Source organism: Chloroflexota bacterium (assembly GCA_026710945.1).
Classification (GTDB): domain Bacteria; phylum Chloroflexota; class UBA11872; order VXOZ01; family VXOZ01; genus VXOZ01.
On record JAPOQA010000003.1, the window covers coordinates 38,680 to 55,345 of the forward strand.

Sequence of the window (16,666 nt, forward strand, 5' to 3'; positions counted from 1 at the left end):
TAGATGCTGCCCTTCGACAAGCTCAGGGCGAACGGAATCGACAAGCTCGGAGCGAACGCAATCAAAAAGCTCGGGTCGAACGAATTTGACAGGCTCAGGGCGAACGGAATCGAAATGCTCAGGGCGAACGGAATCGAAAAGCTCAGGGCGAACGCTATCGAAACGCTCAAGATAAACGCTATCGACAAGCTCGGGGCGATCGGACTCAACAAGCTCAGAGTCTGCTCCGTACCTGATACAGCGAATCGACACGAAACGGGGGTGAATGGAAGAGCGGGGAATCCGTTCGTGCTGAGCCTGCCTGTCCTGAGCTCGTCGAAGGGGCGAAGCACGGATTGGCACATGAGAGCCGAACTATGAGATGCCTTCAAGTAGTCCAACACGATTGTATTGATCGGTAGCGTAGTCCCTTCGACAGAGCCTGTACTGAGCCTGCCGAAGTGCTCTGGACACGTTTGCAACCCCGTATCACGCACGGGGCAGGCTCTGCGCCATCTTGCCGTATCGTGGAGCGAGCGCACCAGTCCGGGGGCAGAGCACAGGTTACAAACCTGTGCTACCGGAACGCTTACTGTGCTACCAGAGCTCTTACCTATCTACCGGCGCTCCCGTTCGTGCTGAGCCTGCCTGTCCTGAGCACTTCGACTAGCTCAGCACAGGCTTGTCGAAGGGTCGAAGCACGGTTTGGCGCATGAGAGCCGAACTATGAGATGCTTTCTAATTCAACTCTTGCCAAATCCGGCGCACGAAAGCAATGGCCTCGCGGGTCTCCCCTACGCGATTCTCCCCGGCCTCGCGCTCGATGCAGTGGTAACCCGTGAACCCGATGTCTTGATACGACTTCAGGTAGCGCGGCCACTCGATCCAGCCCTGGCCCAATGGAGTCTCATGGCGGCCGGAGTCGTCCTCCACGGCGGAATCCTTGATGTGGGTATGGATGATATGGTCCCGCAGGATGTAGACTGCTTCGTGGGGGTCGGATTCGGCAAAGGCCTCCGCGCGATCGTACGGGCGACCCTCTTGTTTGGCAATGCGCGCCGCCCACGTGATGAAGTTTGCCGGGTCGAGGTTAATCTTTATTCCATCGGTATCGATTGAGTTAATGAGATCCAGCAGCACGGATGGCGGCTCAGGGCCGGTCTCGATACCGAAGTACATGCCCGTCTGCTCCGCATGCGTGCCGATTGCTTCCATAGCTTCGCGAAAGACCTGCCGCCGCGGGGCGTTGGCGTCTTTGGGCACGATGCCGATGTGGCTGGTGAGCGCCGGGGCGCCGAGAGCGCGGGTGTGGTCGAGCAGGCGCCTGGTTTGGTCCACCCGCTCAGCCATCGTGTCGGCATCTCCAAAGTCGTCCAGGCCGCCGTCCGTGGCGGAAATTACCATGCCCAAGTCCTGCACACGCTGCTGCACTTCCTTGATTCCTGCCGCATTGAGCTCCTCGGGACCGTATTCGCCGTGCCCTACCGTCAACTGCACGCTCTCAGCACCGATCTGCGCCGCTGTTTCGAGGCCTTCCGGCCCCGGCGTGCGCAGGCAAATGAGTCGAACCCCAACCTTGATGTCTGCCATAGAACTACCTTTCTTCCAAGACTATCCGCCATCACCATCGTCACGAGACTAGCAGGCCGACGCGTTACTGCCCCAAAGGGCCGACCTAACAAGTGCCCGGCAAGCCGACCCGTTCTGAACAGGGAAGTCCTGTCCGTCATTCTCGCGAAAGCGGGAATCCATCTCTTTCGCACTGCGCTAGGAACGTATCGCGCGAAACACAACCCTTGCACTTCTGCAAGACCGCGTTATTCCGAGGAACATGATGACGAGGGTTTGACGACGTGGGGCACGAGATTCCTCGCTCCGCTCGGAATGACAATGCGCGCCAACACCGCTTTGCACAAAGCCGCCACTGCGCTGCCATCATACCACGCCTGTTGCGGTGTCACGCCAGCACGTCACGAACCTGCTGTTCCATGTACTCAAGCGCCCGTGGCAGCATCACCTGACCGCGAATAGCCGCTTGCAGCGTCTCTGCGCAGACTTCCTCCACCTGCGGATAGGCGGCAAACATTGGAAACGTCAACATGTGGTTCTGAATGGTCTCCTCCAACAATTCCAGACGCCTTGCATGCACCGTGCCGGACGGCGTCTCGCTGCGGACGCGCGCCATCACCGCGTCTCTCGGCACAATTGCGCCGGCCCGGGTCTCCAGGTACTGGCTCTCCGCGGAGGTCAGAAAGCGCACGAGCGCCAGCGCGCCTTCCATGTCCCGCACCGATGCGGGAATAGCGAACGAGTGGCCGCCCGCATAGACGGCACGCGTGCCCGCCGGCCCTAACGGATAGGACGCCACGCCAAACGCATTGGCTACGGCGCTGGTCTGCGGGTCGGTGAGCAGGCTGTAGTAGGCGGGCCAGTCCGCGGTCAACGCGCAACTGCCGTCACGAAAGAGCTGCGATACTTCATCGAAGTAGGTCGCGGTGAGATCACGCGGGGTGAGGCCCTGCTGGTAGAGGTCGGCCAGGAAGCCCAATGCCCAGCGGCCGGCAGACGTATCAAATGACGGGTTAAGCTGCGTATCGAATAGTGTCCCGCCCGCCATGGCGACCAACTCGAAGAACGTACCAAACAAACCCGAGGAATGTCCGGGAAAGGCAAAGCCAAAGAGGTCGGGAGGCCGCGTGAAATACGTTGCCACGTCCCGCACCTCATCCCATGTCCGCGGCACGCGCAGCGGACGGCCGTACTGCCGTTGAAACCGTGCGTGCTCCTCAGCATCTTCCAGCAGATCGCTGCGGTAGAAGAGAATGCGGGCGTCCACGTTGCGGGGAATCTGCACAAGCGCGCCATCAACCCGCGCAAGTTTGAGCAAAGCAGGTGAGAAGTCCGCCAATTCCGCATCAGAGAAGTGTGCATCCAACGGGAGCAGCCACGCCTGCTGAGCCGGCGCGTATTTGACGTGGGTTGAGATGACGTCGTAAGCTGCTGTGCCGGCTGCAATCACCTCGTCGATGTGGGCATTCAGCGCGGGATGCGGCAGGCGCACGTGGACATTGACCGCGTAGCCGGTCTCCTGCTCGAATTGGGGTAAGCGACTGTAGAGCGCGTCATACTGCGGCCCGCTGATGAAGGCGACGTTGAGGTGTTGCTGCGGCAAGAGTGGCAGTACTCCTCGGCACGATGCTGTAAGTATATGGAATGCGGCCTGTTTTGTTCGGCTACCGAAGCCATTGCACAGATTCGTCATCCCGGCGAAACCCGGAATTTAGAAGGAGGTGATGTCCAAGCACTCGCCGGCTGACCGCATGCAAAGTCTTCCCGACCTTCCCTCGGAGTCAGGCGAGGGGCGATTGAGCGCCTTCAAGTCAGGCGGGGGACAAGCCCCCGCGCTACAAGGAGAATGGGCCGCTCTAATCTTCCGTCCCGCTTACCGCCATCAGCTACTTCTCGTAGGCTCCAGCAACAACTCCCTCATCAAGAGAAAGTGTTCTCTTGCGTAACTTACTCTACAGCATGCCGAAAAGCGGCTGGCCCTTTACACCGATATCGAGGCGGTAAACTGCGCCGGTCTCGGTTTCCGTGACGTAGAGTGAGTCATCCCAGAAGGCCACGTTCGTGGGATTCTTGCCTGACACCGGCAACTCCTCAATCACTTCGCCGGTGGGCGCAATCACGGCCACTGCGCCCTTGCCGTAATGAGCCACGTAGAGGTTGCCGTCTGCGCCAAAGTCCATGCCGTCCGGCCCGACGCCGCCTTCCATCTGGGCGTACAAGCTGCGGTTGTTGGCGCTGCCGTCGGAGTTCAGGGTAAAGGCATGAATGCGCCGGGTAAAGGTCTCCGCCACGTAGAGCGTCCCCTCGTCCGCGGACAGACAGATTCCGTTTGGGAACGCCAGACCCACGGCAAAGACTGAGATCGCGCCATCTGCCCCCACACGGAACACGCGTCCCACCGGGTTTTCCAGCGTAGACCCCTTAGGATCCGTGAAGTAGCAGTTGCCGTGACTATCGAGAATGAGGTCGTTCGGGCCCCGGAACGGCTTCTTGTTAAACGACTCCGCCACCACCGACCACGTCCCGTCGGGCGAAAAGTCAAGGATCTGCGCCAAGCCGTTTTCCGCGACGATCAGATGACCGTTTTGGTGCAGGCGCGAGCCGCACGGCACGCCGCCGGTCTCCGCAAAGACTTCCATGTGTCCATCCTGCGTTACCTTGCTGATACGTCCGGCATCACACTCCATGACGTAGAAGTTGCCTGCGCGATCGAAGGCAGGACCTTCGGGAAAGCCAAAGCCGTCGGCAACCAGAATAGGATCAGCGTCGGTCTTCATGCGCAAGCTTCCTTTCTCTTAGGTAACGGTGTGCGCTTCCGCGCACACGCCCTGGCGCGCCGTTCCGCACAAGCTAGAAATGATTGCTACTGCGTTGCAGCGTCTTTGTCGCGTTTCTGCGCCGCCGGACCCAACGGACGTGAGAGATCGTACTCCAAGAGCTCGGGATGACGTTGCAGGAACTCCTGCACACGCGTTCCGCCCAGACCCTTGAAGCCAAGCAGGAACCCGCCATCTATAAGCAACGTGTGTCCCGTAACAAAGCGCGCGTCTGTCGAACAGAGATAGAGCGCCCCTTGGGCGATGTCCTCGGCGCGACCAACGGTGGGAAGAACATTCCAGAGGATATTCCGTTCGTGCCAGATCGGATCGTTGGCGTTTTCTTCTTTCATCTCATCCGACGGAATGGCGCCCGGCGCAATCGCGTTGACGCGGATGCCGTCGTTGCCCAATTCGAGGGCCATTTGCTTTGTGAGCTGGATGAGCGCGGCCTTGGCCGTCTCGTAGGTAGGGTAGCCGGGGCTGACCTGGAAGCCGTGCACCGAGCTGAGGTTGAGGATCGCGCCGCCGCCGGCTGCGCGCATGTGCGGCACGGCAAACTTGCTCGCCAAGAAAGGCGCTCTGAGCAAGACGTCAAAACTCGCGTCCCAATCCTCCGCGCTCAGCTCTTCTATCGAACCGCGCCGCTCCCAATGAGCATTGTTAACGAGAATTGTCACCCCGCCGTAGCGTTCCACCGCAGCGGCCACCATGTCGCGGTTGCCGGCTTCGGTGCCAACGTCCGCATGGAAGAACGACGCTTCGCCGTCGTCGCCGCGTATAGCCTCCGCCACGGCTTCGCCCGCCTCGTCCTGGATGTCGGCGATGAGGATTTTTGCCCCCTCTGCCGCGAAGCGACGCGCAATCGCACGCCCGATGTTGTTGGCGGCGCCCGTGACGATGGCTATGTGATTCTGCAAGCGCATAATGCACGAGGGTCCTGTGTGCAGTCGATGTCGAATGGAGTCTATGGCGTTTCAATCAAAGTCGCAAATCGCCCGGCGTCTTCATCCGTAATCGGGGAGGGCCGCGCGGCGTCCGCCGGACTTGGGGTAGCGTGTTCGTCTCTTTACATGCGAAGGCTTGTACCTATTTGAACAAATGAGCAGCGATTTGTCTACCTTTATAGGGACAGTGGACAATTCTCTATTGGGACGCAAGCCAGGCGCTCGACCTCCCAACGGTATTACGCTTGCCAAATTGGCGAATCGGGCTAACCGCATGCGTACCTTCTCTTTGTAGCGCGGGGGCTTGTCCCCCGCCAGAGCACCAGAAGACGTAGCGCGGGGGCTTGTCCCCCGCCAGTGCGCCAGAAAACGTGAGCCGCAAGAGTCCGGCCTCAATCTGGCTTCCGACGTGCGCCGGATTGACGTATGCAAGCTTGCCGCCTGCGGGCATGGACGACTATTCTGCAACAGTGCCGTTTCACAGGAGTTTTCTTAGTCGCAATGCCGTTTATCCGTGTAGTCCTGGCGCTGATTGCCTCTGTGGCGATCATCAGCAGCGCCTCAATACTGATAAAGCTTGCCGACGCGCCGGTGCTCATCATCGCAGCCTACAGGTTGGGAATTGCCGCGCTGGTGCTGGCGCCGGTCACGCTCGCTGTGCGCAGGGAACATCTGCGGGCACTGAGTCGTCGCGACTGGCTGATTGGAGCGGTGGCGGGCAGCTTCCTTGGTCTGCACTTCATCGCCTGGATTGCTTCGCTGGAGTATACGTCCGTTGCCAGTTCCGTCGTGCTCGTTACGATCAATCCCATCTTCGTCGGTCTCGGCATGGTCATAATCTTCCGCGAGCGGCTTCACCCGCTGCTGGTGTGGGGTATCGCGCTTTCGGTGACGGGTGGCATCCTGATCGGCTACAGCGACTTCCAAGTGGAGGGCCAAGCCATCTACGGCGACGCGCTGGCGCTGCTCGGGGCGGTGTTTCACTCCGGCTACTTGCTGCTGGGACAACGTCTGCGCCGGCGTCTCGACCTGCTGCCGTACATCACGGTGGTCTACGGCATGGCCGCGCTGCTGGTGCTCGTCGCGGCGCTGGTGACACAACAGACGTTCACCGGCTACGCGCCCGCGACCTTTCTCGTAATGATCCTCTTGGCGCTCGGACCCCAACTCTTGGGCCACACGGCGTACAACTGGACTTTGCGCTACGTTTCCGCCGCGGTGGTCGCCGTGGCAATCCTGGGCGAGCCGGTGGGCGCGAGTATTCTCGCGTACTTCATCCTGGACGAGCACCTGACGCTGCTGCAGATCGGCGGCGGAGCGTTGGTGTTGATAGGGATTTACCTCGCCCTGCGCACGCAAAGGCGTGTGTAAGAGATTATCAATGCTCGTCTCCCTGCTGCCATCCTTGGTAAGACGGCAAAGAGCGAGCCGTGCGCTGCCTCAACCTAACCAAGCAAACACAGCGGAGCTTCTCTCACCCGCTTCAAGCCTATGCCGCTGCTGCGGGGGAGACGAGTGCGCCTGGCGCGCGCAACAATTAAGTGTGCTCCAGGTGTACGGAGTTCAACTAGACCTATGCCCACGTCGAGAGGCGCAGTGTAGCACTGGAAGTCCGGCACATGAATACGTCCAAACGGTTCATCCGCAGCGGTCGCTCGACGCCGTTCGCGTCCCCGTAAGAGTTTAGCTACCGAGTAGTCTCATCCCACCAATGAGGACAGCAGCCCACACTGCCATGCCCCCAACCATCCACTTGATCAGGCGAACCTCCATCGCGCGGATTTCAGACGTTAGTTCGCCCTTCAGATCGGCCATGTCGGCTTTCAGTTCACCCCTCAGGGCAGCCACGTCGGCTTTCAGTTCGCCCCTCAGGGTGGCCAAGTCATCCTTAGTTGCCAAGTGTTCATAGACCCCTTCAAGACGGCTGAGTCGTTCCTCTGTCGTCAGGGCAGCCATGATGGTGTCCCCCTTGCCACAACGTTCGTCTGCTCAAAGTATACCAAACGCTGCCGGTATGCTACGCGATATACTATAGTGGACTGGCCGCACGCCCACGGAATACGCGAAGGAGCAGAGCCTTAAGTCGAAGCGCGAGCCGCCTCGCCCATACCTGACTATTGGAAGAAGGATTAGCCCCGTGAATTGCATCGTCATCTGTCTCGACACCTTTCGCGCCGATTGTATCCGGCATCTCGGCGCAGAAAATATGCAAACGCCAACCCTCGACGCCATGGCGCGGGACGGGGTCTGGTTCGAGAATGCCTTTGCCGAGGCGCTGCCGACCGTGCCGGCGCGTCGCTCGCTCTTTACCGGCATACGCGGCTTCCCGTGGCGCTGGACGATTGACACCACCGGCTCCTCACCGGGCGCGCCGGGCATGCCCGGCTGGCATGGCGTGCCGCCCCATCAGCAAACGCTGGCCGAGCGGCTCTCGCGGGCCGGCTATGCGACGGGCCTCGTGGCCGATACCTACCACCTCTTCAAGCCGACCATGAACTTCACCCGCGGTTTCATGAACTGGGAGTTCTTTCGCGGCCAGGAGGCCGATCCCTACCGTCTCGGGACCGAGGAGGAACTCCAGGCCGAGCGCTACACCTACAATCCCGACAACGTGCCATTCGGGCTGCGCCAGTGGCTGTGGAACGTGAAGGACCGCCACACGGAAGAGGACTTTACTTTCGCCAAGTGCATGCGCCGGGCCATTCAATTCATCGAGGACAGCCGCGACCAGCACCCGTTCTTTCTCTGGGTCGACTCGTTTGAAGCCCACGAGCCGTGGCATCCGCCGTTCAGCTATGCCGACGCCTACATGGATGCGCCCTGGCAGGGCATCGAACCCATTCAGCCGCGCGGCGAGCCGCTGTCCGCGGCGGAAGAGGAGCGCGTCAAGGCGCTCTACTACGGCTCGATCACATTCATCGACAAGTGGATGGGTGTGCTCCTCAACCACCTGGCAGACAGCGGTTTGCTGGACGAGACCATCATCGTCTTTACCTCCGACCACGGCACGCAGATGAACGAGCATGGCGAATTCGGCAAGAGCCAGCGCCACATGAACGCCTACAACACCCGCGTGAACATGCTCGTGCGCCATCCGGAAGGGCCGCGTGACTCCGTAGTCACGCCCTTTGTACAGCACATCGACGTGGCGCCTACGGTCCTGAACTGGCTCGGCGTGCCCCACAACCGTCTGGACGGCGCGGACATGTGGCCGCTCGCCACCGGCAAGCGGGACGAACTGCGCGATTGGTCGCTCACCGTCTGGAGCTACGAGGCGAGCGTGCGTGACCACACCTGGAACGCGGTGGTGAACATCCAGGAATCCGATCCGCAGTGGAAGCTCTACCGCATCGATGATGACCGCGATAGCTTTGACGACGTGGCCGCCCAACATCCGGATGTGGTCGCCCGGCAACGCGCCCGCCTGGAAGGTTACTTAGGCGAACCCCTGCCGGCCCGCCTGCCGGGTCAACATCCGGGCAGCCCGTATCCGCTGATGGATTTCAACGCGGCACGCGCGCGAAAAGAGTGACTTTCATACTGTCAGTCAAGATGTCCATAGTTTAATGAAACGTTCATTGCAGTTGGAAACGACGATTTTATTAAAGAAAATGCCGATTTTCTTTAATAAGTGACAATTCAAGTTGGTACATTCAAGTCAATTCAAGCTAATATATCGAATGAGCGTTCAATTGCGATACGGTGATCGTCTGCCATCTCATGTTCCAATGGGCAGTTTGAGCCCGCTAGAATCGACAATTCCGACAGTTGCTCCGAGGGCAATTCGAGAGTAGGCCAAGCAAACAAGAAGGGAAGTCAGTGTGCGAAGATTCATACTGATAGCTGTCCTTATACTCACAGGTTGTAGTGTGCAACCTCCGCCAGCAGGGGTGCCAGCAACTGATTCTTCAACCTCTCCAGTGCCTACAATCGCACCCACAATTGCGCCAACCGAGGCGCCAACTGCAGACGCACCCCAGGTGATAGACCCCACACTGAGCTTTGCCCTGCAAGTGTTGAGAACCACTCCTACGGGCGAAATCCTATATAGTTGGTTTCTTGAAGTAGCCCCCAGTCTTACATTTGGCGTGACTGGGCTCCCTGAGAATTGGTCGGGTATCTATAACGAAGCTCCTCGAAACGAAATTGTCATTAATGAAATGCTGGACAATGAGTCCCCGGAGGTTCTCGCAGCACTGATAACATGGCAAATAGTAATGGCATTCAATGCTTCTAAGGATGGCCCGAGGGAGACTCGCTGGTTATCAGTAGAAGACTGCCTTATAGAGGCCGTTGTAGCAGAACAGTACATGGTGCGCTGGTGGAACGAGAAGTTCGGTGATCTTGGCAAGCGGTCTGCAACAAACCTCTGGGAAAGATCTCTCAATGAGCGAGTAGGTTATCATCGCGGCGGTACTCTTGAATCCCGGACAAGGTCCTCACCAGGCTACCAAGACTTTTGCGCACGGATGGTGATTCTTCGCACACCGCAGGACGTATCGCTACCGCGCGACATACTTCTTCTGTATTTTGCTGATAGACTCAAACAAAGCACCGACAGCGCTGATGTACAAAACTTGACGAACTTTCACGAATATCTGACTGCGACTGCGTCAATTGTCTTGTCCATGTACCTCGATTCCGGATACATATTCAAGGTATCAGACGAATTGTTGTTTTATGGCAGCTATCTATTGGTTCCCGATTGTATTGTCCAGCACCTTCTGTCTGTTGCAGATGACGAAACAGCTAAACAATACAAGGATCTCGCTGACTCTATGCAGCAAAAGTGGCCAGGTGTAGAGCCATACGCCTTGAATGGGGTTCTCACTACCGCGGCAGAACGAGAAGAAGGCTGCATAGTATTTACTGCCTGGATAAACGAAATCAGCTTAGCACGATGAGGTCGGTTTCCGGTGCTGTACGATTCGAATTCAAATCGGACTTAGCCGATCCTCTACCATTCTGTGGCCGACACTCACCTAAGCTGAGAATTCGCCGAATTGTTCCGATTCAAAGTAGCATTGCCTTTTTTTGACGCCATAGGCCGAGACTAAGTTCCTATCCCCAAATAGAGGTGCTGCCGAATGTCACAACGAACACCTATGGGTGTGAAGTACGCTCTAGCCCAACTCGCAGCGAATGCAAATCCAACGTGGAGCTACCAACCTGGTTGGTCACTTGATGAATTTATTGAACAAAACCCCTGGGTTACAGAAGAGTTATACGACGACTTGGCGCATGAACGTAGAATGGCGGGTTATCAATCTATCGGTAGCAGGATAAGTTTCGCTCAACGTGTGATGAACGAGATTGCAAGGCGCCAAATCAGAGAGACTGAGGGCGAAGATGACGACCCGAATTAATCCATCTCGGGCGATTACATCTTATACTGGTCGAACGGGATTTCGCTGACACTTGTTGCCGCTCGCATTAGTTGGAAGATCCATTGGTCGCTAGGTCACACTATTCAATCAGCCGCTTCGTTCTCCACGCCCGGTAAGCGAAGAGCACTGGCAGACCCAGCACGAAGAGCCGCCCGATTAGCCCCCAAAGGAATTGGCGGTGGTAGGCGTACGCTATCTCATCGCGCACGGTGGTGAGATTCTCTCCGCTCTGTATAAAGGTATGCCGGTGGACCCAGTGCGCGAACGGGCCGCTAAGCTGTCTATCGGCAAAGCCAGCGTCGCTCACGGCTTCGATAGTGGCATGCCAGCGGATGGGAAACGGGCCGAGCCAGAGCGTAAACCGGAGTTCGTCACCGGTTGACAGCACTTCCGGTCCCGCCTGAATCCGCACGATGATGGGCGGCGGCGTGATGGCGGCGAGACTCCGCCTTGCGCGGTGGAACTGAAGAACGCGTTCCCGCGGCGCGGCAATCGTGAATTCGTGCCTGAACGCCATCAGCGACCTGGCGCAAACGGCTGCAACGCGGCGAGATAGGACTCAACGTCCGAACTGTCGTTGTAGAGGTGGAGAGACGCACGCACGCGCCCATCGCCGCCCCATGTGTGGACGTTTCTATCGATGAGTGCATCGCGCACGGCCACGGCGTCATCCACAGCGATGGCAATATTCCCGGCGCGGCGAACTCTCTCCTGCGGCGTCATGATCGTCCAACCTTGATCCCGCAAGCCGCCAATGAGCTCATCGCCCAGCGCTTCCACATGCGCGCCGATGCAGTCGGTGCCGAACTGCTGCAGGTAGCCAACGCCGTTCTCCAGGGCGTAGATCGCTGCGTATGAGGGCATGCCGAGCTCGAAGCGCTCGGCAGTCGGCTTCCAGGTGATTCTCTCGAAGCGATCGTCACTGAGAAAGTCACTCACGGAGAACCAGCCCACCGCTCCCGGGGCGAAGTCCGGCAACCGCGCGCGGTTCCAGTAGAGCACGCCGCCGCCGTGGATGCCGAGCAGCCACTTATACGTGCTGGCGACCGCAAAGTCGTAATCACTCACGTCCACGGGCACGACGCCTAACGACTGTGTTACGTCCGCCAGCAGCAACGCGCCATGGGCGTGGGCGGCCTCGGCAATAGGGTCAAGATCGAGCCGCAGTCCCGAAAGGTAGCTCACGTGGCTGACCGCCACCAGACGCGTGCGCTCGTCAATGTGCGCAATGACGTCTTCCGGCGTGAACTGCCAGTTCTCACTACGCGCCAGGCGCACCTCGATGCCGTGCTCTTTCATCTGTATCCACGGCAGCACGGTGCTGGGAAACTCCAGGTCATTAGTGACGATGTTGTCGCCGGGCGTGAAGTCTATGCCGCTGGCAATCAAGATGATGGCTTCCGAGGCACTGCCGACCAAGCCGACATCGTCCGCCGTACAGCCCATGAGGCTCGCGAGTTGCTGCTTGCACCGCTGTTCGGTGGCTATATGCTCCGCCCGCCCGGCCTCGGCACGCGGGCGCTCTTGGAGATAGCGCTCCAGCGCCTGCGTCTGCGACTTCAGCGGCGCCGACTCCGCGCCGGTATAGAGATACGACGAGTCTTCCATACCTATGAAGTCTTGCTGCGGTGCGAGCGATTGCATGTGTCAATTCCTTTCTCTAGACCCAATTGGAAACTGTTTCAAGTATGTCCCCGTTTACGGAGACTTACTCGTACCTTTGACGTCTGCGACGATTGGTAAGACAAGTGAACAGTTTCCTCGCTGCGGCCCCCACGATCAGGCAGAGGTCGCGCTTATTGGCCGCTGGCCCCACTTACGCAAGGATCCGGGGGTGAGTGCGCGCACGTCTGGAATGTAGGGGCACGATACATCGTGACCCTACGGGACTACCACCGCTTTCGGCGCTAGAAAGTCGGACACTTCGCCATTTACACCCTAAACGAACGTACGCGAGTGAGGCCCTACCCGCCAAACCGAAACGACGGGACACCCTGGTACGGCTTCTTGAGGGAGAAGACCCCGCCGGCGAGCGGCTCCCGCTCCAGCGCCGCGGCATCGAGTTCCTGGGCCGCGGAGGTTATGTAGAGCGTATCAAGCTCCGGACCGCCGAAGGCGCACGCCGTGACCTGAGTAACCGGTAGGTCGATCTTCTCCAGCATTTCGCCGGAGTTTGGATCCCACCGGCTCACACACGAGCCGCCGTAATGGGCCACCCAGAGCATGCCGTCGCTATCGATGGCCATCCCGTCCGGCATCCCGGCGTCTTCCGGCCAGTCAATGATCACCCGTTCGTTGCTAATGTCACCGGTCGCGTTGGCGTAGTCAAACGCGCGCACATTCATGCGCAGGGTATCGATATAGTACATCGTCGTGTGGTCGAGGCTCCAGATGATGCCGTTCGAGATGGCCACGCCGCCGAATATCTCGTGGACACTCATATCGGTATCGAGACGGTAGAGGCTGCCGGAGTCCTTGGGATTCGCGTAGGCCATGCTGCCCGCCCAGAAGCGGCCTCCCGGATCGCACTTGCCGTCGTTGAAGCGATTGCCGGGAATGTGCGCTTCCGGCGTGGCAACCAGCGTGAGCTCTTGGCTCTCCAGGTCGAAAGACGCAAAGCCCTCCGGCACCGCCAGCATCAGCCCGCCTGACGCGCGCGTCACCACGGTACCTACGTGCTGTCCCACCTCAATGGAGTGATTTTCGCCCGTGGCCGGATCGTAGATGAAGAGTTTGGAGCTGAGTATATCCACCCAGTAGAGCACCTGCTCTTCCTCATCCCACAGCGGCCCTTCGCCCACCAGAGCGTGTGCATCCACCAAGAGTTCTAGAGCGGCATCCACGATTCCATCTCTCCCTTGCATTCCTCAAGCATTGCTTAGCCGGCATTCACCTCTGATGATAGACTCTTTGCCTCTGCTGTGGCGAACGCCGACCCTGTCGCAATCATCACTGATTCACATCGGCCTCGCATTTGGCGTAGGGGCACGATATATCGTGCCCCTACGTGGGCGGCCAATGGATGTGCGCCACATCCTGCATGGTTTGTGCACTGTTGTTGCCGCGGCAATCGCTTGTGTTTCGCCGATACGGCTTCTATCATGGTGCGAAAGCAGCACCTGACGAAACCAGCCACATTGGAGGACTTGATGTCTGCCTCGAACAAAGTACGCATCTGCATGATCGGCGCGGGCAGTCTCGCCAACGTCATGCACTATCCGTCGTTGACGGAGATGGAAGACGTGGAGATTGCCGGCACGTGCGATCTCGACGCCGAGCGGCTGCAAAGTACGGCGGCCCGTTTCAACATCGCCAACACCTACTCCGACTATCGCGAGATGCTCGACAAGGAAAAGCCGGACGGGGTCTACTGCCTCATGCCGCCCCACCATCTTTACGACATCTCGATAAACGTCCTGCAGCGCGGCCACCATCTCTTCGTGGAGAAGCCGCCGGGACTCAACGCGTTCCAGACCAGCAGCATGGCCAAGACCGCCGCCAAGTACGGTGCGCTCACTATGACGGCCTTCAATCGCCGCTTCATCCCGCTCATGCGCGAAGTGCGGGCCCAGGTGGAAGCTCGCGGGCCGATCATCCAATTCCAGTCGGTCTTTCTCAAGCACCAGTTCACGACGCCGGGCGACCTCCCTTACTACGGCGGCGCGACTGACATTCTCAGTTGTGACGCAGTCCACGCGGTAGACGTATGCCGCTGGCTGGGCGGGAGCGACGTAGCGGCGGTGGCCAGCGACGTGCGTGAGGTGTATGCCGATTACCCCAACGTCTTCAACGCACTCATCAAGTTCGACAACGGCTGCGCCGGTTTCCTGCAGGCAAATTGGGTTGCCGGGACGCGGCGGCACATCTTCGAGATTCACGGCAAGGGCATTACGGCCTACATCGACCCGGACGATACGGCCAGAGTCTATACGGACGGCAACGACGAGCCGGCGGTGTTGGACGTCAACACGGTCGCGGGCAGCGAGGCGCGCCACCGTGCTTATGGCTTCTTTGGCGAGAGCCGCCACTTCATCGACTGCATCAAGACCGGCCGCCAGCCTGACACTAACTTCAGTGACGCCACGAAGACCATGGAACTTGTAGACTCCATTTATCACTCGGTGCTGGAGTAACGCTTCCGAAGGGCTGCAGGTACGTCACGCCGTAGTCTAGCGATTGCGGATCGATGGGTAGCGCAGGTTGGCACGGGACGTGCGCGTAACCTGTGCCGCCGGTGACACTTACCCATGATTGCAATGTTGTTGGACTACTCGCAGTCCGACACATTTGCCTTGATGTGTAGGAGCGTGGGTGCGCACGTCCCGTGCGCGCAACCTGCGCGGTCTTGTTGTGTTGCCGGGCAACGTCCTATGCGCAACTGCCAAAACGGAGTGAAAGAGACACGCATGTCCAAGAACTTCCTTAAGTGGGCGGCGGCGCTGCTGATCGTCATGTGGCTGGCGGTCGGCTGTGGAAACGGCGATGGCGCCGCTACAACCGCCTCAAGTCCGGAAGCAGCTGCCCCGGAAAAGTCCTCCGGCCAGACCACCACGTCAGAATTCAAAGCTGAGGTGTGGGCAGACAATTGGTTTGCGCTCTACGTCAACGGGGAACTGGTCGGCGAAGATTCGGTATCCATCACCACGGAGCGGTCCTTCAACGCCGAGACTATCACTTTCACCGCCGCGTATCCCCTGACCATCGCCATCGAAGCCAAGGACTTCAAGGAGACCGATTCTGGCCTCGAATACATCGGGGAACGCAACCAGCAGATGGGCGACGGCGGCATCATCGCGCAAATCACCGACCTGAGCACCGGCAAGATTGTGGCCGTGACCAATAGCGGCTGGAAAGTGCTAGTTATCCATCGCGCTCCCCTGAACCCCGAGTGCGAGAAAGCCGCTGATCCGAACACCACATGCCGCTTTGAGAAGTCAGAAGCCCCTCCCGGCTGGACCAGCACCGACTTTGCCGCCGACCAGTGGGATTCCGCCACCGAGTGGACCGAAGCCGCCGTGCGCCCCCGGGACGGCTACAACCGGATCCAATGGGACGAATCCGCCCGCCTCATCTGGGGCAGCGACCTGGAAATAGACAACACCATCCTCCTACGCCTGACCGTGGCTGCTCCTTCATGACGGTCCGGCCGGTATGGCTAGGTGAATTCACAGAGAAAGTCCTCGGGTAACGATTCTTGATATCACGTCTTCTCGATAAGTTGCCTAAAGACCGGCCTAAGACTGACCGACCACTCTCATGTCTGAACCGCCCTGAGACGGATCAATTACCAAATTGGAGGACTATGCAAAGCCCAGGCTTGCAGGCGAGGAGACTCCCTCTCCTCGGATGTATAGACCGGGTTGATGGGTAACACTTGTTCGGGTTGATAGGTTACACCTATAGGCATGGAGAATCTTGCAGCGGGAGGATGACCATGTCGTGGAAGGTGGAAACGCTTATGTCTGCCCGGGAAGAGTTTATTGCTCTGGCCAATAGTGGCGCAGTGAGTATGAGCGAATTGTGTGGCAGGTTCAACATCAGCCGCAAGACCGGCTACAAGTGGTTGCGGCGGTACGCGTCGGGGGGAGCGCAGAGCCTGCATGACCGTTCGCACCGCACGCACACGTGTCCGCACCGCACGCGCCCGGCGATGGAGGAACGCATCATCGCGCTGCGTCTGGCGCATCCTACGAAGGGCGCGCATGTGCTGCGCAGAATGCTGCAGAACCAGGGGGTCACCGACGTGCCGGCCAAGAGCACGATCCACGCTGTGCTCACACGCCATGGGCTCATCGACCCGGCCCAGAGCGCCAAGCATACACCCCAGATCAGGTTTGAGCATCCCCAGCCCAACGCGCTGTGGCAGATGGACTTCAAGGGACATTTCGTCATGCAGCAGAACCGCTGTCATCCCCTCACTCTCCTGGACGATCATGCCCGCTTCAACCTCGCCTTGCAAGCCTGTGCC

Annotated in this window: 16 protein-coding genes; 8 read left to right on the forward strand and 8 right to left on the reverse strand. The window is 59.1% G+C overall.

Going from position 1 to position 16,666, the window contains the following annotated elements; genetic code table 11:
* Positions 1-3: 3 nt before the first annotated feature.
* The gene (locus OXE05_00650; GenBank protein MCY4435825.1) at positions 4-360 is read left to right on the forward strand and encodes a hypothetical protein; all 357 of its coding nucleotides are present in this window, start codon (positions 4-6) and stop codon (positions 358-360) included.
* Positions 361-717: 357 nt separating this feature from the next.
* Here OXE05_00650 and OXE05_00655 read toward each other — a convergent pair whose 3' ends face one another.
* The 4 genes from OXE05_00655 to OXE05_00670 all read right to left on the reverse strand — a co-directional run bounded on the left by OXE05_00655 (position 718) and on the right by OXE05_00670 (position 5,290).
* Entirely contained in the window at positions 718-1,569 is an 852-nt protein-coding gene (locus tag OXE05_00655; protein MCY4435826.1) for a sugar phosphate isomerase/epimerase, read from the reverse strand.
* A 367-nt stretch (positions 1,570-1,936) separates the two neighbouring features.
* Positions 1,937-3,151 carry an extracellular solute-binding protein gene (locus OXE05_00660; GenBank protein MCY4435827.1) on the reverse strand — a complete coding sequence of 405 codons (1,215 nt, stop codon included), beginning with the start codon at positions 3,149-3,151 and terminating at the stop codon, positions 1,937-1,939.
* A gap of 349 nt (positions 3,152-3,500) precedes the next feature.
* The gene (locus tag OXE05_00665) at positions 3,501-4,325 is read right to left on the reverse strand and encodes an SMP-30/gluconolactonase/LRE family protein (protein ID MCY4435828.1); all 825 of its coding nucleotides are present in this window, start codon (positions 4,323-4,325) and stop codon (positions 3,501-3,503) included.
* A gap of 86 nt (positions 4,326-4,411) precedes the next feature.
* Complete coding sequence (locus OXE05_00670; GenBank protein MCY4435829.1) at positions 4,412-5,290, reverse strand: SDR family oxidoreductase; 879 nt, start codon at positions 5,288-5,290, stop codon at positions 4,412-4,414.
* 522 nt (positions 5,291-5,812) lie between these two features.
* Here OXE05_00670 and OXE05_00675 point away from each other — a divergent pair.
* On the forward strand, positions 5,813-6,682 hold the full coding sequence (locus OXE05_00675) for a DMT family transporter (protein MCY4435830.1): 870 nt from the start codon (positions 5,813-5,815) through the stop codon (positions 6,680-6,682).
* 312 nt (positions 6,683-6,994) lie between these two features.
* Here the strand turns inward: OXE05_00675 and OXE05_00680 are convergent, their stop codons facing one another.
* Entirely contained in the window at positions 6,995-7,267 is a 273-nt protein-coding gene (locus OXE05_00680; protein MCY4435831.1) for a hypothetical protein, read from the reverse strand.
* Positions 7,268-7,448: 181 nt separating this feature from the next.
* Here OXE05_00680 and OXE05_00685 point away from each other — a divergent pair, with 181 nt between their 5' ends.
* From OXE05_00685 to OXE05_00695, 3 genes are all read left to right on the forward strand, one after another.
* On the forward strand, positions 7,449-8,843 hold the full coding sequence (locus OXE05_00685) for a sulfatase (protein ID MCY4435832.1): 1,395 nt from the start codon (positions 7,449-7,451) through the stop codon (positions 8,841-8,843).
* Positions 8,844-9,291: 448 nt separating this feature from the next.
* Positions 9,292-10,215: a hypothetical protein gene (locus tag OXE05_00690; GenBank protein ID MCY4435833.1), complete on the forward strand. Its 924-nt coding sequence runs from the start codon at positions 9,292-9,294 to the stop codon at positions 10,213-10,215.
* A gap of 183 nt (positions 10,216-10,398) precedes the next feature.
* Complete coding sequence (locus OXE05_00695; protein MCY4435834.1) at positions 10,399-10,677, forward strand: hypothetical protein; 279 nt, start codon at positions 10,399-10,401, stop codon at positions 10,675-10,677.
* A gap of 100 nt (positions 10,678-10,777) precedes the next feature.
* Here OXE05_00695 and OXE05_00700 read toward each other — a convergent pair whose 3' ends face one another.
* The 3 genes from OXE05_00700 to OXE05_00710 form a co-directional block, all read right to left on the reverse strand.
* Positions 10,778-11,215: a cyclase gene (locus OXE05_00700; GenBank protein MCY4435835.1), complete on the reverse strand. Its 438-nt coding sequence runs from the start codon at positions 11,213-11,215 to the stop codon at positions 10,778-10,780.
* Positions 11,215-12,342 (reverse strand): aminotransferase class V-fold PLP-dependent enzyme, encoded by a 1,128-nt coding sequence (locus OXE05_00705; GenBank protein MCY4435836.1) that lies wholly within the window; start codon positions 12,340-12,342, stop codon positions 11,215-11,217. Before OXE05_00705 ends, OXE05_00700 begins: the two co-directional genes overlap by 1 nt.
* A 320-nt stretch (positions 12,343-12,662) precedes the next feature.
* The gene (locus tag OXE05_00710; GenBank protein MCY4435837.1) at positions 12,663-13,541 is read right to left on the reverse strand and encodes an SMP-30/gluconolactonase/LRE family protein; all 879 of its coding nucleotides are present in this window, start codon (positions 13,539-13,541) and stop codon (positions 12,663-12,665) included.
* Positions 13,542-13,847: 306 nt separating this feature from the next.
* On the opposite strand from OXE05_00710, the gene OXE05_00715 reads away from it, so the two are divergent.
* The 3 genes from OXE05_00715 to OXE05_00725 form a co-directional block, all read left to right on the forward strand.
* A complete protein-coding gene (locus tag OXE05_00715) occupies positions 13,848-14,831 on the forward strand; it encodes a Gfo/Idh/MocA family oxidoreductase (GenBank protein ID MCY4435838.1) in 984 nt (327 codons plus the stop codon).
* Positions 14,832-15,104: 273 nt separating this feature from the next.
* The gene (locus tag OXE05_00720) at positions 15,105-15,836 is read left to right on the forward strand and encodes a PEBP family protein (protein MCY4435839.1); all 732 of its coding nucleotides are present in this window, start codon (positions 15,105-15,107) and stop codon (positions 15,834-15,836) included.
* A 296-nt stretch (positions 15,837-16,132) separates the two neighbouring features.
* Positions 16,133-16,666, forward strand: a 534-nt coding sequence (locus tag OXE05_00725) for a helix-turn-helix domain-containing protein (GenBank protein ID MCY4435840.1), incomplete at its 3' end; no start/stop codon positions are given.

Bases quoted from the DNA above. Each gene is read 5' to 3' on its own strand.
- OXE05_00650 (MCY4435825.1), top strand. From the start codon at position 4: ATGCTGCCCTTCGACAAGCTCAGGGCGAACGGAATCGACAAGCTCGGA.
- OXE05_00655 (MCY4435826.1), bottom strand. From the start codon at position 1,569: ATGGCAGACATCAAGGTTGGGGTTCGACTCATTTGCCTGCGCACGCCG.
- OXE05_00665 (MCY4435828.1), bottom strand. From the start codon at position 4,325: ATGAAGACCGACGCTGATCCTATTCTGGTTGCCGACGGCTTTGGCTTT.
- OXE05_00670 (MCY4435829.1), bottom strand. From the start codon at position 5,290: ATGCGCTTGCAGAATCACATAGCCATCGTCACGGGCGCCGCCAACAAC.
- OXE05_00675 (MCY4435830.1), top strand. From the start codon at position 5,813: ATGCCGTTTATCCGTGTAGTCCTGGCGCTGATTGCCTCTGTGGCGATC.
- OXE05_00680 (MCY4435831.1), bottom strand. From the start codon at position 7,267: ATGGCTGCCCTGACGACAGAGGAACGACTCAGCCGTCTTGAAGGGGTC.
- OXE05_00695 (MCY4435834.1), top strand. From the start codon at position 10,399: ATGTCACAACGAACACCTATGGGTGTGAAGTACGCTCTAGCCCAACTC.
- OXE05_00700 (MCY4435835.1), bottom strand. From the start codon at position 11,215: ATGGCGTTCAGGCACGAATTCACGATTGCCGCGCCGCGGGAACGCGTT.
- OXE05_00705 (MCY4435836.1), bottom strand. From the start codon at position 12,342: ATGCAATCGCTCGCACCGCAGCAAGACTTCATAGGTATGGAAGACTCG.
- OXE05_00715 (MCY4435838.1), top strand. From the start codon at position 13,848: ATGTCTGCCTCGAACAAAGTACGCATCTGCATGATCGGCGCGGGCAGT.
- OXE05_00720 (MCY4435839.1), top strand. From the start codon at position 15,105: ATGTCCAAGAACTTCCTTAAGTGGGCGGCGGCGCTGCTGATCGTCATG.